At 67.6% G+C, this 14506-nt stretch carries 13 protein-coding genes; 5 read left to right on the top strand and 8 right to left on the bottom strand.

The window, feature by feature from the left end; genetic code table 11:
- Positions 1–18 precede the first annotated feature (18 nt).
- From ACYBYQ_RS07455 to ACYBYQ_RS07475, 5 genes are all read right to left on the bottom strand, one after another.
- Complete coding sequence (locus tag ACYBYQ_RS07455) at positions 19–987, bottom strand: bile acid:sodium symporter family protein (protein ID WP_459618119.1); 969 nt, start codon at positions 985–987, stop codon at positions 19–21.
- Positions 988–1107: 120 nt separating this feature from the next.
- Positions 1108–2085 (bottom strand): 4-hydroxythreonine-4-phosphate dehydrogenase PdxA, encoded by a 978-nt coding sequence (gene pdxA, locus ACYBYQ_RS07460; protein ID WP_459618120.1) that lies wholly within the window; start codon positions 2083–2085, stop codon positions 1108–1110.
- A gap of 14 nt (positions 2086–2099) precedes the next feature.
- The gene (locus ACYBYQ_RS07465; RefSeq protein WP_459618121.1) at positions 2100–3764 is read right to left on the bottom strand and encodes a PhoH family protein; all 1665 of its coding nucleotides are present in this window, start codon (positions 3762–3764) and stop codon (positions 2100–2102) included.
- Between the two features lie 58 nt (positions 3765–3822).
- Entirely contained in the window at positions 3823–4287 is a 465-nt protein-coding gene (locus ACYBYQ_RS07470; RefSeq protein WP_459618122.1) for a peroxiredoxin, read from the bottom strand.
- Positions 4287–4742 carry an Mth938-like domain-containing protein gene (locus tag ACYBYQ_RS07475; RefSeq protein WP_459618123.1) on the bottom strand — a complete coding sequence of 152 codons (456 nt, stop codon included), beginning with the start codon at positions 4740–4742 and terminating at the stop codon, positions 4287–4289. Before ACYBYQ_RS07475 ends, ACYBYQ_RS07470 begins: the two co-directional genes overlap by 1 nt.
- 224 nt (positions 4743–4966) lie before the next feature.
- Here ACYBYQ_RS07475 and alaC point away from each other — a divergent pair, with 224 nt between their 5' ends.
- From alaC to ACYBYQ_RS07495, 4 genes are all read left to right on the top strand, one after another.
- On the top strand, positions 4967–6154 hold the full coding sequence (gene alaC / locus ACYBYQ_RS07480) for an alanine transaminase (protein ID WP_459618124.1): 1188 nt from the start codon (positions 4967–4969) through the stop codon (positions 6152–6154).
- Positions 6155–6204: 50 nt separating this feature from the next.
- Positions 6205–7509 (top strand): homoserine dehydrogenase, encoded by a 1305-nt coding sequence (locus tag ACYBYQ_RS07485; protein WP_459618724.1) that lies wholly within the window; start codon positions 6205–6207, stop codon positions 7507–7509.
- Positions 7506–8915, top strand: coding sequence for a threonine synthase (gene thrC / locus ACYBYQ_RS07490; protein WP_459618125.1), 1410 nt, complete (start codon positions 7506–7508; stop codon positions 8913–8915). The genes ACYBYQ_RS07485 and thrC overlap by 4 nt, the downstream gene beginning before the upstream one ends.
- A 177-nt stretch (positions 8916–9092) precedes the next feature.
- On the top strand, positions 9093–9317 hold the full coding sequence (locus ACYBYQ_RS07495; RefSeq protein WP_459618126.1) for a YgdI/YgdR family lipoprotein: 225 nt from the start codon (positions 9093–9095) through the stop codon (positions 9315–9317).
- Between the two features lie 80 nt (positions 9318–9397).
- Here the strand turns inward: ACYBYQ_RS07495 and ACYBYQ_RS07500 are convergent, their stop codons facing one another.
- Positions 9398–10417 (bottom strand): class 1 fructose-bisphosphatase, encoded by a 1020-nt coding sequence (locus tag ACYBYQ_RS07500; RefSeq protein WP_459618127.1) that lies wholly within the window; start codon positions 10415–10417, stop codon positions 9398–9400.
- A gap of 9 nt (positions 10418–10426) precedes the next feature.
- Complete coding sequence (pepN, locus tag ACYBYQ_RS07505) at positions 10427–13135, bottom strand: aminopeptidase N (RefSeq protein WP_459618128.1); 2709 nt, start codon at positions 13133–13135, stop codon at positions 10427–10429.
- Between the two features lie 163 nt (positions 13136–13298).
- On the opposite strand from pepN, the gene ACYBYQ_RS07510 reads away from it, so the two are divergent.
- A complete protein-coding gene (locus tag ACYBYQ_RS07510) occupies positions 13299–13949 on the top strand; it encodes a DUF4136 domain-containing protein (RefSeq protein ID WP_459618129.1) in 651 nt (216 codons plus the stop codon).
- 74 nt (positions 13950–14023) lie between these two features.
- On the opposite strand, the gene ACYBYQ_RS07515 is transcribed toward ACYBYQ_RS07510, so the two are convergent.
- Positions 14024–14392: an H-NS histone family protein gene (locus ACYBYQ_RS07515; RefSeq protein WP_459618130.1), complete on the bottom strand. Its 369-nt coding sequence runs from the start codon at positions 14390–14392 to the stop codon at positions 14024–14026.
- Between the last annotated feature and the right edge of the window lie 114 nt (positions 14393–14506).

The following is a 14506-nucleotide window of genomic DNA, read 5'->3' on the forward strand; positions in this document are numbered from 1 at the left end:
GCCGGGGAGGCGTGACCGCTATTCCGGCCGCCTGGCGTAGCGGGAGGCGAGCACGGCGCAGACCATCAGCTGCAACTGATGGAACAGCATCAGCGGCAGCACGATGGCGCCCACGGCCTGGCCGGCGAAGATCACCTGGGCCATCGGTATGCCGCTCGCCAGGCTTTTCTTCGAGCCGCAGAACAGCAGGGTGATGCGGTCGGGCAGCGAGAAGCCGAACAGCCGTCCCAGCAACGAGGTGACCAGCAGGACCAGGGCCAGGATTGCCGCGCAGCAGGCCAGCAGGCCCAGCAGGGCCGGCAGCGGCGTGTTGCGCCACAGGCCTTCGTTCACGGCCTCCGAGAAGGCGGTGTAGACCACCAGCAGGATGGAGCCCTGGTCCACCCATTTGAGCAGGGCCTTGTGCCGGTGCACCCAGGCGCCGATCCACGGTCGCAGCAACTGGCCCAGCACGAAGGGCAGCAGCAGCTGCAGCATGATCTTGCCGACGGCGTCGAATGAGATCGGCGCGCTGGCGCTGCTGGCCACGACGGTGCCGACCAGCAGCGGCGTGACGAAGATGCCGAGCAGGCTGGAAGCCGAGGCGCTGCACACGGCGGCGGGCACGTTGCCGCGAGCCATGGACGTGAAGGCGATGGCCGACTGTACCGTTGCCGGCAGGCAGCACAGGAACAGCACGCCCAGGTAGAGTTCCGGCGTGACCAGCGGCTCCAGCACCGGCTTGAGCGCCACGCCCAGCAGCGGGAACAACAGGAAAGTGGCCGAGAAAATGGTGGCGTGCAGCCGCCAGTGCGTGATGCCGGCGACGATGGCATCGCGCGAGAGCCGGGCCCCGTGCAGGAAGAACAGCAGGGCCACAGCCAGGTTGGTGATCCATCCGAATATCTCGATGCCCTGCCCATGGGCGGGCACGAGGCTGGCGATGACGACGGTGGCGACGAGGAGCAGGGTGAAGCGGTCCGGTAGGAAGCGGGCGAGGCGTGACATGGGAAACAGGAAGTCGATTCAGCGCCGGTATTGTAGTGCGCTGCCGGATGCTGCAATCTCAGGCATCTCGGCCAGCCATTGCGCGCCATTGCCGCCCGGCGGAGCCGGGGCCGGCACGGTTCAGGCCATCCTGAGCGCGAGATCGAAGGCGGCGCGCAGGGAGTCCGGATCGGCGATGCCCTTGCCGGCAATGTCGAAGGCCGTGCCGTGGTCGACGCTGGTGCGGACGAAGGGCAGGCCCACCGTGACATTGACGCCCTGGTCCAGGCCCAGGTATTTCACCGGGATGAGCCCCTGGTCGTGATACTGCGCCACCACGATGTCGAATTCGCCGCGGCGCGCCCGCATGAAGACGGTATCGCCGGGCCACGGGCCGGAGGCGTCCAGCCCCGCGGCACGGGCCCGCTGCACGGCAGGCGCAATGATGTCGAGGTCTTCGCGGCCGAACTTGCCGTCCTCGCCGGCATGCGGGTTCAGGCCCGCCACGGCCACGCGCGGCCGGGCGATGCCCATCTGCCGGCAGGCCCGCGCCGCCAGCGAAATGGCGTTGTCTTCGGCCTGTGCGGTAATGCGCGCCGGCACCTCCGACAGCGCCACATGGATGGTTACCAGCAGCACCCTCAGTTCGTCGTTGGCCAGCATCATGGCGTAGTCGGCCGTGCCGGTGCGCTCGGCCAGGATCTCCGTGTGGCCGGGATGGTCCACGCCGGCCCGCTGCAGCGACACCTTGTGCAGCGGCGCCGTGACGATGCCGCGGATGACGCCGGCCCGCGCATCGTCGATGGCTGCGCACAGGGCTTCGTAGGCGGTGCGCCCCGCGGCGGCGCTGACCTGGCCGAGCGGCAGGTCCGGGGGCAGGGCCGGCCCGCAGGCGACCACCTCGATGCAGTCGGCTGCGCCGGTGGCATCGGCGGCGCGGCCAAGCGGAACCACCCGCAGGCGCGCGCCGAGCATCTGCGCCGCCCGCTGCATCGCGCCGGGGTCGCCGTACACCACGGCGGGCGCCGGCAAGCCCTGCGCCCACATCTTGACGATGATCTCCGGACCGATGCCGGCGGCATCGCCCATGGTGACGCCGAGCGGGACGGTGTCGGCCATTGCCGCGGCCAGCCCTAGAGCACGTCGCCCGCGTAGTCGGCCAGCCGCGAGCGCTCGCCGCGCTGCAGCGTGACGTGGCCCGAGTGCGGCCAGCCCTTGAAGCGGTCGACCACGTAGGTCAGGCCCGAACTGCCCTCGGTGAGGTAGGGTGTGTCGATCTGCGCGATGTTGCCCAGGCAGATCACCTTGGTGCCGGGGCCGGCGCGGGTGACGAGGGTCTTCATCTGCTTGGGCGTGAGGTTCTGCGCCTCGTCGATGATGAGGTACTTGTTGAGGAAGGTGCGGCCGCGCATGAAGTTGAGGGACTTCACCTTGATGCGCGAGCGGATCAGGTCCATGGTGGCCGCCCGGCCCCAGTCGCCGCCGCCTTCGCCCTCGCCCATGTTGAGCACGTCGAGGTTGTCCTCGAGCGCGCCCATCCAGGGCAGCATCTTCTCTTCCTCGGTGCCGGGCAGGAAGCCGATGTCCTCGCCGACGGGCACGGTGACGCGCGTCATGATGATCTCGGTGTAGCGCTTGGTCTCGAGCACCTGGGTGATGCCCGCCGCCAGCGCCAGCAGGGTCTTGCCGGTGCCGGCCTGGCCGAGCAGGGACACGAAGTCGCACTCGGGATTCATCAGCAGGTTGAGCGCGAAGTTCTGCTCGCGGTTGCGCGCCGTGATGCCCCAGACGTTGTTCTTGCCGTGGGTGTAGTCGCGCAGCGTGGCCAGCACCGCCGTCTTGCCGCTGACCTCGCGCACCTGCGCGTAGAGCGGCATCTGGCCCTCGAAGTAGACGAACTGGTTCACCACGAACTGGGAACACAGCGGACCGCGGATGCGGTAGAACGTGGTGCCGCCCTGCTGCCAGGACTCGACGTCCTTGCCGTGCCGGTTCCAGAAGTCCTCGGGCAGCTGCATCACGCCGGTGTACAGCAGGTCGCTGTCTTCCAGGACGTGGTCGTTGTAGTAGTCTTCGGCCGCGATGCCCAGCGCGCGGGCCTTGAGCCGCATGTTGATGTCCTTGGACACCAGCACGACCTCGCGTTCGGCGTATTTTTCCTGGAGCGCGCGGACCACGCCGAGGATCTGGTTGTCGGCCTTGCCCATGGGCAGGTCGGACGGCAGGGTGCTGTGGATGGCCGTGGTCTGGAACATCAGCCGGCCGGTGGCGTCCTTGTTGCCCAGCGCGTCCAGGGGCAGGCCGTCGTCGAGCTGGGCGGCGTCCTGCACCAGGGCGTCGAGCGAGCGGCTGACCTGCCGCGCGTTGCGCGCCACTTCCGACATGCCCTTCTTCTGGTGGTCCAGTTCTTCCAGCGTCATCATCGGCAGGAAGACGTCGTGCTCCTCGAAGCGGAACAGCGAGGTGGGATCGTGCAGCAGCACGTTGGTGTCGAGCACGAACAGCTTGCGCACCGCCGGCTCGGCACGCGGCCTGGCCTTGCGGGTGGACGACTTGGCCCCCCGCGCGGGCCTCGGCGCCTCCGGAGCGGGCGCCGTGTCCGCGGGCGCGGACACCGGTGCCGGACGGACCGCGGGGGCGGCCTGGGCCACCGGCGCCAGGCCCTCGAGCTGCGGTTGCACCAGCAGTGCTTCGTCCTCGTCGTCATCGGCCTGCCCGCGGGCTGCGGGGCGGGCGCTCTGTCCTTTGGGGAAGGCCAGAATGGCGGCGGGGCGGGTGGGCATCTTCGGAAGCGGCATACGCGTCACTCTCCTGTTTGGGGCCGGCCGGCTGCCGGGGTAAACGCTGGGATACGATTCAGCCGATGCTCTTGGCGGCTTGCAGGACTTCCCTGGCATGGCCGGGCACCTTCACCCCGCGCCATTCCTGCACGAGCACGCCGTACGCATCGATCAGGAAGGTGCTGCGCTGGATGCCGCGCACCTGCTTGCCATACATGTTCTTCTGCTTGATGACGTCATAGAGGTTGCAGACGACCTCGTCGGGATCGGAAATCAGCGGAAAGGGCAGCTGCTGCTTGTCGCGGAAATTCTCGTGCGACTTGAGCGAGTCGCGCGAGATGCCGATGACCACGGTGCTGGCCTGCAGGAACTCCTCGTGGAGGTCGCGGAAATCCTGGCTTTCCGTGGTGCAGCCCGGGGTGCTGTCCTTGGGGTAGAAGTACAGGACGACGGCCCGGCCGCGGCACTGCTCGAGGCTGATCGGCCCGATGGTGCTCTCGGCCGTGAAGAGCGGGGCGGGCTTGCCGATGATCGCGGTCATCAGGTGGATACTCCGTGGGTGGGAATGAGGGCGACGACCACGCGCCGGCCCTCTGCCATCAGTATGTTGTAGGTGCGGGCCGCGGCCTCGGTGTCCATGACCTCGATGCCGATGCCGGCCGCCAGCAGCGGGCGCAGGGTCTGGTGGGGCAGCAGCTGCTGGCGGCTGCCCGTGCCGACCAGCAGCACTTCGGGGGCGTTATCGGGCCGCGCCGGCGCGGCCTCGGGCTCGTCCAGGAACGCGAGCGGATCGCGCGGGGCGAGCGAGATGCCGGCGGCTTGCTCGAGCAGGGCGGAGGTGATGTCGGCAGGTGCCTGCACCGGCCATTCGGCGACGGCGCCCTCGGGACCGAAGGCGATCGCGTGGGAAAAGCGTACCTGGTTGACCTCGATGTAGCCGTGACCGTAGGCGGTGACGGTATTGAGCGCGGTCGCAGGATCGTTATGCAGCTTCAATAAAAACTCCGGCTTGACGCGTCGATGATAGCGCATCGGCATGGCCGCATGTTGCAGCACAACGCCGGGCCTGGGGGACGGATTGTCCTCATTTGCCGGCGTGCCGGGCTTGCGCTAGATTACAGGGTTTTCCTGCGCAGCAACCGTCATGCCCGGCGGCATTGCGGCCCCGCTTTCCGCCTGCGTCCTGCCATCGCCACAACCGCCATTCAAGGATCGTTCCCATGAGGAAGTTCTCACGCATCGAGCGCCTGCCGCCGTACGTCTTCAACATCACCGGCGAGCTCAAGATGGCGGCCCGGCGCCGCGGCGAGGACATCATCGACATGTCCATGGGCAACCCCGACGGGGCCACCCCGCGGCACATCGTCGACAAGCTGGTCGAGGCCTCTTCCCGGCCCAATACGCACGGCTACTCGGTCTCCAAGGGCATCCCGCGCCTGCGCAAGGCGGTCTGCGACTGGTATCAGCGGCGCTACGCGGTCGAGTTCGACCCCGACTCCGAAGCCATCGTCACCATCGGTTCCAAGGAAGGCCTGGCCCACCTGATGCTGGCCACGCTCGACCGCGGCGACACCGTGCTGGTGCCCAATCCCAGCTATCCGATCCACATCTACGGCGCGGTGATCGCAGGCGCCAACATCCGTTCGGTGCGCATGACGCCGGGGATCGATTTCTTCGAGGAGCTCGAACGCGCCGTGCGCGAGTCCATCCCCAAGCCCAAGATGATGATCCTGGGCTTCCCGAGCAACCCCACGGCGCAATGCGTGGACCTGTCGTTCTTCGAGCGCGTGGTTGCGCTGGCCAAGGAACACGACATCCTGGTCGTGCACGACCTGGCCTATGCCGACATCTGCTTCGACGGCTATGTCGCGCCGTCCATCATGCAGGTGCCCGGGGCGCGCGACGTGGCGGTGGAGTTCTTCACCATGAGCAAGAGCTACAACATGGCGGGGTGGCGCATCGGCTACATGGTGGGCAACCGCGATCTGGTCAATGCGCTGGCGCGCATCAAGAGCTACCACGATTACGGCACCTTCACGCCCATCCAGGTCGCCTCCATCGCCGCGCTCGACGGTCCGCAGGACTGCGTGAAGGAAATCGTCGAGCAATACCGCAGCCGCCGCGACGTGCTGGCGCGCGGCCTGAAGGAGGCCGGCTGGGACGTCGACGTGCCCAAGGCCTCCATGTACATCTGGGCGCAGATCCCCGAACCCTATCGCGCCATGGGCTCGCTGGAATTCTCCAAGCGCGTGCTGTCCGACGCCAAGGTGGCCGTGTCGCCCGGCATCGGCTTCGGCGAATACGGCGACGAATACGTGCGCTTCGCCCTCATCGAAAACGAACAGCGCACGCGCCAAGCCGTGCGCGGCATCAAGGACATGTTCCGCAAGGACGGTTTGCTCAAATGACACAGCTGCATGAACCGCTCGTCGCGCAGGCCTCGCAGCGCGCCGTCGACATCCGCCCCATGCGAGTGGGCCTGCTGGGCCTGGGCGTGGTCGGGGGAGGCACCTGGAGCGTGCTGTCGCGCAATGCCGAGGAGATCGCCCGGCGTGCCGGACGCCGCATCGAGGTGACCCGCATCGCCGTGCGCGACGTCGTCAAGGCGCGCAGCAAGGTCGGCGAGGCCGTGCCGGTGTCGGCCGATCCGCACGAACTGGTGCGCGACCCGGACATCGACATCGTGGTCGAGCTGATCGGCGGCGATGCGCTGGCGCGCGAACTGGTGCTCGAGGCCATTGCCCAGGGCAAGCACGTGGTCACGGCCAACAAGGCGCTGCTGGCCAAGCACGGCAACGAAATCTTCGCCGCCGCCTCGGAACGCGGCGTGATGGTGGCGTTCGAGGCCGCCGTGGCGGGCGGCATCCCCATCATCAAGGCCATGCGCGAGGGCCTCACGGCCAACCGCATCGAGTGGGTGGCCGGCATCATCAACGGCACGACCAATTTCATCCTCTCCGAGATGCGCAGCCGGGGGCTGCCGTTCGCCGACGTGCTCGCCGAGGCGCAGCGCCTGGGCTATGCCGAGGCCGACCCCACCTTCGACGTGGAAGGCGTGGACGCGGCGCACAAGCTCACGCTGCTGGCTTCCCTGGCCTTCGGCGTGCCGGTGCAGTTCGACAAGGCCTACATCGAGGGCATCTCGCACCTGGCCCAGGAAGACATCGCGCATGCCGAGCGCATGGGCTATCGCATCAAGCTGCTCGGCATCACCAAGCGCCGCACGGATGGCATCGAACTGCGCGTGCATCCGGCCCTGGTGCCGGCCGAGCGCCTGCTGGCCAATGTCGAGGGCGCCATGAACGCCGTGCTGGTGCGCGGCGACGCAGTGGGCCCTACGCTGTACTACGGGCAGGGCGCGGGCGAGGAGCCCACGGCCTCGGCCGTGGTGGCAGACCTGGTCGACGTCACCCGCCTGCACACCGCCGATCCGGGCAACCGCGTGCCGCACCTGGCGTTCCAGCCCGAAGCGCTGTCCGACCTCGAGATCCTGCCGATCGCCCGCGTCTGCACCTCGTACTACCTGCGGCTGCGCGTGGACGACCAGCCCGGCGTGCTGGCCGACATCGCGCGCGTCCTGGCCGACGACGGCATTTCCATCGGATCGATGATCCAGCAGCCCTCGCACATCGGCGGCGCGGACATCATTTTCCTCACGCACGAAGCCCAGGAGGGCAACGTGGACCAGGCCATCGGCAAGATCGAGGCCATGCCGTTCGTCCGTTCCCAGGTCACGCGGCTGCGTATCGAGAACCTCACATGAAGTACGTATCGACCCGCGGCGGCATGGCGCCGCAAGCGTTCTCCGACATACTCCTCGAAGGCCTGGCGCCCGACGGCGGCCTGGCCGTGCCCCAGTCGCTGCCGCGCGTGGACGCCGACACCCTGGAATCGTGGCGCGGCCTGCCGTATGCCGACCTGGCCTACGAGGTGCTGTCGCGCTTTGCCACCGACATCCCGGCCGATGACCTGCGCCGGCTCACGCACGCGGCCTACCGGCCTGGCGTGTTCAGCAGCGACGAGATCGTGCCGCTGCGCCCGCTCGACGGCGGCCTGCAGCTGCTGGGCCTGTCAGAAGGCCCGACCCTGGCTTTCAAGGACATGGCCATGCAGTTCCTGGGCCAGGTCTTCGAGTACGTGCTGGCCCGGCGCGGCACCACGCTCAACATCCTGGGCGCCACCTCCGGCGATACCGGTTCGGCCGCCGAATATGCGCTGCGCGGCAAGCGGGGCATCGCGGTCTTCATGCTGTCGCCGCACGGCCGCATGAGCGCCTTCCAGCGGGCCCAGATGTATTCGCTGCAGGACGACAACATCCACAACCTGGCCGTGCGCGGCGTATTCGACGAAGCCCAGGACATAGTCAAGGCCCTCGCCGGCGACCTGGACTTCAAGACCCGCTATCGCATCGGGGCGGTCAACTCCATCAACTGGGCCCGCATCGCGGCGCAGGTGGTGTACTACTTCCATGGCTGGCTGCGCGCCACCACGGCGGCCGGCCAGGAGGTCTCCTTCGCGGTGCCGTCCGGCAACTTCGGCAACATCCTCTCGGGCCACATCGCCCGCCGCATGGGGCTGCCCGTGCGCCGGCTGGTGCTGGCCACCAACGAGAACAACGTGCTCGAGGAGTTCTTCCGCACCGGCGTGTACCGGCCGCGCGGCCCGGAGCACACCTACGCCACGTCCAGCCCGTCGATGGACATCTCGCGCGCGTCCAACTTCGAGCGCTTCGTCTACGACCTGGTCGATGCCGATACGCAGCGCCTGCACGCGCTGTGGCGCAGCCTGGCGAGCGATGGCTATTTCGATCTCTCGTCCATGAAGCCGCTGTTCGAATCGCGGTATGGCTTCGTCGCGGGGGTGAGCACGCACGCCGACCGCCTGGCCACCATCAAGGCCACCTACGACATCACCGGCATGCTGATCGACCCGCATACCGCCGATGGGGTGAGGGTGGCCCGCCAGTATGTGGAGCCGGGCGTGCCCATGCTGGTGCTCGAGACCGCGCTGCCTGCGAAGTTCTCCGACACCATCCAGGAGGCGCTGGGGCGTCCGGCGCCGCCGCCGGCGGCATTGGCCGACCTCGAAGCCATGCCGCAGCGCGTGACCGTGATGGATTGCGACCGCCTGGCGGTGCAGCGTTACATCGAGGCACACGCCAAAGTGTAAAGCCCCGTTAGGGGCTGTTTGCAATGGCGACCCCTGGGGCGGCGTGCCGGCGGGCCCTCCGGGGGATAAATGGGGGCGCATCATTACAGTCCTACGCATTTTGCCCACAACCCGTCACCTCGGTCGGGCCGGCGAGGCTCTAAAGTTGTCCCACGTTTCACAAGACGGAGGATATCCATGAGCCTGAAAACCGTGACTCTCGCGGCCGTAATCGCAGCGACCGGCGCACTCGCCGGCTGCTCCTCGCCCTCGGTGGTGAGCGGGCGCGACGGCAGCCAGACGCTCACCTCGGACCGGCCGGAATACAACGAGGACACCGGCTTCTATGAGTATGAGAAGGACGGGCGTACGGTACGCGTGAACAAGGACGACGTCCGGAGCATCGAGGATATCGAAGACTGACGCGGTGGCCGGACTTCCGGCCGCATCAAGGAAAAAAGGCGTGCCTGCGGCACGCCTTTTTTCCTTGGAGCAGGAAGGCTTCAGTTGCCGGCCGCCTCGGCGTGGTAGCGGGCCACGCGCTCGACCTCGTTCTTCGAGCCCAGGATCACGCTGACGCGCTGGTGCAGGGCCTCGGGCTGCACGTCGAGAATGCGCTGCGTGCCCGTGGTGGCCGCGCCGCCGGCCTGCTCGATGAGCAGGCTCATGGGGTTGGCTTCGTACATCAGGCGCAGCTTGCCGGCCTTGCTGGGTTCGCGCGCGTCCCAGGGATACATGAAGATGCCGCCGCGGGTCATGATGCGGTGCACGTCGGCCACCATGGAGGCCACCCAGCGCATGTTGTAGTCCTTGCCGAGCGGCCCCGTCTTGCCCGCCAGGCACTCGTCGATGTAGCGCTTCACCGGGGGCGCCCAGTGGCGCATGTTCGACATGTTGATGGCGAACTCCTTGGTGTCGCCGGGAATCCGCAGGGCCTCGTGGGTGAGCACCCACGAGCCCATCTCGCGGTCGAGCGTGAAGCCCACCACGCCGTTGCCCACGGTGAGCACCAGCATGGTCTGCGGGCCGTACACCGCGTAGCCCGCCGCCACCTGCTGGCTGCCGGGCTGCAGGAAATCCGCTTCGCAGACTTCCCGGCCGGCGGCATCGTGCGGCGCCTGCAGCACCGAGAATATGGTGCCGATCGAGACGTTGACGTCGATGTTCGAGGAGCCGTCGAGCGGATCGAACAGCAGCAGGTATTCGCCCTTGGGATAACGATTGGGGATGAGGTGGATGGTTTCCATCTCCTCCGATGCCATGGCGGCGAGGTGGCCGCCCCATTCGTTGGCCTCGAGCAGGATCTCGTTGGAGAGCACGTCGAGCTTCTTCTGGACCTCGCCCTGGACATTTTCGGATTCCAGGCTGCCGAGCACGCCGCCCAGCGCGCCCTTGCCCACGGCATGGCTGATGGCCTTGCAGGCGCGCGCCACGACCTCGATCAACAGCCGCACTTCCGGCTTGAGCAGTTGGGCCGAGCGCTGCTGTTCGACGAGATACTGCGTCAGGGTTTTGCGTTTCAATGAAGTCTCCTACGCCTGATCGGCGAATTCCAATGCTTTCGAAGTGATTTCCATGACGTTGCGCGACAGCCCGGGGTGCGCCTGCACCCGCTGCAGTGCCTGGTGCATGGGCTCGCGCAGCGCCGGCACGAAGCGCGACCAGTTGTCGAGCGCGCGGGCCAGGCGGGCGGCCACCTCGGGATTGAGCGCGTCCAGCGCGACGACCTGCTCGGCCCAGAAGCCGTAGCCTGCACCATCAGGCCGATGCATCCCGCGCGCGTTGTTCAGGCAGAACTGGAATACCAGGGCGCGCGCCCGGTTGGGATTGCGCAGCGTGAAGGCGGGGTGGGCCATCAGGGCGCGCACCGCCGCGACGTCGGTGCTGCGGGCCGTGGCCTGCAGCGTGAACCATTTGTCCACCACCAGGGGATCGCCCTGCCAGCGGGCGTAGAAGCTGGCCAGGGCATCCGCCGGGGCATCGCCCGTGCCGTAGTTCAGCAGCGCGGACAGCGCCGCCATGCTGTCGGTCATGTTGCCGGCCTGCTCGTACTGCTGCCGGGCCAGCGCCTGGGCGCCGTCGACGCCGGCGGCCATCAGGTGGGCCAGCGCCTGGTTCTTCAGCGCGCGCCGGCCTGCCGGCCCGGGGGCGGGGCTGTACGGGCCCGGGGTTTGGTTGGCGTCGAAGGCCGCGCGCCATTCGGCGGCCAGCCGGCGGCCCAGCTCTGCGCGCAGGAAGTCGCGCGCAGCGGCCAGCGCCGGCGGATCGATGCGGTCCATCCGCTCGGCCAGGGTCTTTTCCGACGGCAGGGCCAGAACGCGCGCGCGGTAGGCGGCGTCGAGCGCCGGATCGACGAGCTGGGCGCGCCAGGCCTGCACGAAGGCCGGGTCCGCCTGCAACGGGGCGCCGGCCTGGTGCTGCCGGGCCAGCGCCAGGATCTGGCGCGTGGCCAGTTCCTGGCCGGCCTCCCAGCGGGCAAAGGGATCGGTGTCGTGCGCCGACAGCAGGGCCAGTTCATCGTCGCGCCACGCATAGTCGACGATCACCGGCGCGGAGAAGCCGCGCAGCAGCGAGGGCACGGGCTCGGAAGGAATGCCCTCGAACACCCATTGCTGGCGTTCGGTGGTGAGTTCGAGCAGCGCGGTGTCGTGCTGCGCACCGTTCAGGCGCAGGGGCAGGGGCTGGCCGGCGCGGTCGAGCAGGCCTACCGCGAACGGAATGTGGAAGGGCTGCTTGGCACTGTTGCCGGCGCGCCGCTCCACGCCGACGGGGTCGCAGCGCTGGGCCAGCGTGATGGTGCACCGTTGCGCGGCGGCGTCGTAGGCCAGCTCCACGCTGACGCGGGGCGTGCCCGCCTGGCTGTACCAGTTGCGGAATACGCGTAGATCGCGGCCGGGATGCTGGCGCATGTAGACCGACTCCATGGCCGCGACGAAATCGTCGCAGGTCACGGCCTGGCCGTCGTGGCGGCGGAAGTACTCGTCCATGCCGGCACGAAAGCCCTCCTCGCCCAGCAGCGTATGCTGCATGCGGATCACCTCGGCGCCTTTCTCGTACACCGTGGCCGTATAGAAGTTGCCGATCTCCTGGTAGCTGTCGGGCCGGATCGGGTGCGCCATCGGCCCGGCATCCTCGGGGAACTGCGCGGCGCGCAGCGTGGCCACGTCGTCGATCCGCTTGACGGCGCGGGCGCTGGCGGCGGCGGCCGCGTCGAGGTCGCGCGCCATCATGTCGGCGCTGAATTCCTGGTCGCGGAAGACGGTGAGCCCTTCCTTGAGGCTGAGCTGGAACCAGTCGCGGCAGGTCACGCGGTTGCCGGTCCAGTTGTGGAAATACTCATGCCCGATGACGGATTCGATGCCCTCGTAGTTGGCGTCGGTGGCGGTGTCGGGATCGGCCAGCACATAGGCGGCGTTGAAGATGTTGAGGCCCTTGTTTTCCATGGCCCCCATGTTGAAATCGCGCACGGCCACGACCATGAAGCGGTCGAGGTCGAGCTCCAGCCCGAAACGCTGCTCATCCCAGCGCAGCGCGCGCACCAGCGATTCCAGCGCCCATTCGGTGCGCGATTCGGAGCCCGGATCGCTGTAGACCTGCAGCAGCACCTCGCGGCCCGATTGCGTGCGCACGCGCGTCTCGCGATGCGTGAGACGGCCGGCCACCAGCGCGAACAGATAGCAGGGCTTGGGGAAGGGGTCTTCCCAGCGGGCCTCGTGGCGCCCGTCGGGCAGCTCGGCGGTGCCCAGCAGGTTGCCGTTGGAGAGCAGGACGGGGTAGTCGGTGGAGGCGCGCAGCGTGACCCGGTAGCGCGACATGACGTCGGGCCTGTCGGCGAACCAGGTGATGCGGCGGAAGCCTTCGGCCTCGCACTGGGTGAAGAAATTGCCGCCCGACACGTACAGCCCCATCAGCGTGGAATTGGCTTCGGGATGGCAGCGGCTGAGGATGCGCACCTCGGCCTGCGCCGGCAGGCCTGAGACGACCAGGTTGCCGTCTTCGATCGCGTAGCGCGAGGCAGGCCAGGCCTTGCCGTCGACATGCAGCGCAAGCAGCTCGAGATCCTCGCCGTCCAGGACCAGCGGCGTATCCGCGGCCTCGCCCAGGCGACGCTCGATGCGCATGGTGCACTGCACTTGCGTGGCTTCGGGATCGAGTTCGAATACCAGGTCCACCTGGGGAATCGCGTACGGGTAGGGCCGATAATCCTTGCGATGGATGGTTACGGGCGTTTCGGTACGCATGGCGCTCCACGGTGCAGAATGGTGATGCCGTATTGTAGGCCCTGTTGGACCGGCTTCCGGCAGTATGCGGGGCGGGGCGCCAGGCTCTCCGGACGCAAAACTTCCCGCACGCGCCGTGGTCAAATTGTCCATCCCGCTACGCTGCGGACCGGAGGTTCTGCTTATGTTCGACACCCTCAATCTGCCGCCCCCCGTGCGCCGCGCCGCCATGGCGCTGGCCCTGGGCGCTGCGCTGCTCGGCGGCTGCGCCGCGCCCACCGTGGCCACCCGGGTCACCACGTTCCAGCAATGGCCGGCAGGGGTGGAAGGGCAGCGCTACCGCTTCGACCCGCAGCCCGCCCAGCGCAACAACCTCGAATACCAGGCTTACCAGGACATGGTGCGCGCCGGCATCGGCGCCACCGGCCTGGTCGAAGCCCAGGCCGGCGAGTCCGCCCGCTTTGCCGTGAGTTTCCATTACGAGTCCACGCCCACGCAGGTGATGCAGCGCCGGCCATACGATCCCTACTTCCCCGGCTTCTATGGCCCGCCGTGGTGGGGAGGCCCCGGCTATTGGGGGCCAGGCTGGATCGGCCCGGGCTGGTACGGACCCGGCTGGGTGGACGTGCCGGTGGCCGCGTTCCGCAATACGCTGCGCCTGGAAATCCGCGATACGGCGCGCCAGGGCACCGAGGTTTACCGCGCCACCGCCTACCTGGTATCAGATCGCGATGACCTGGTGCGGGCCATGCCTTACCTGGTGCGCGCCATTTTCGACGGTTTTCCCGGAAATAATGGCGCCGAGCGGCGCGTGGAATATCCGTTGAATCGTTGATCAATAATACGGGGTGTTACTGCATGAAAAAAGCGCGCCATTGGCGCGCTTTTTTCATGATTGACGGCGTGTTTTTACTTTATAAGAAAGCTGGAGCGGTCGACTCCGGCGGCTTCCTCGGCCACCAGCCAGCGCGGCGCCTTGCCGCGGCCGCTCCAGGTTTCGCCCGTCTTGGGATGGCGGTATTTGGGGGCCACCGGGCGCTTGGCCGCCGCAGGAGCGGCGGCCGCCTTGCGGCGGGCTGCGGTGCGGCCAGCCGGCTTGGTGGAGGAAAAGGCCGCGGCGATTTCCTCCGGCGTAATATCGTATTCACGCATCGATTTGACGATGGATGCGATCACCGGTTTGCGGCGCTTGGTCTGGAGAGCTTCGGCGCGTTTCTGGAGCTTGGAGATCTCTTTTTCTATCTTGGCTTGCAGCGTGGCATAGGATTCACGGGGCATGATACTTCCTGATTTTAGTGACAGAGCCATGTTGAAATTGATTCGGTAGGCTCGAATTAATGGTTTTGCGGACTCAATAATACTGAAGTTGTACTGTCGGGTCAGTATCCGGAT

The sequence above is a fragment of the Bordetella sp. 2513F2 genome (genome assembly GCF_054642735.1).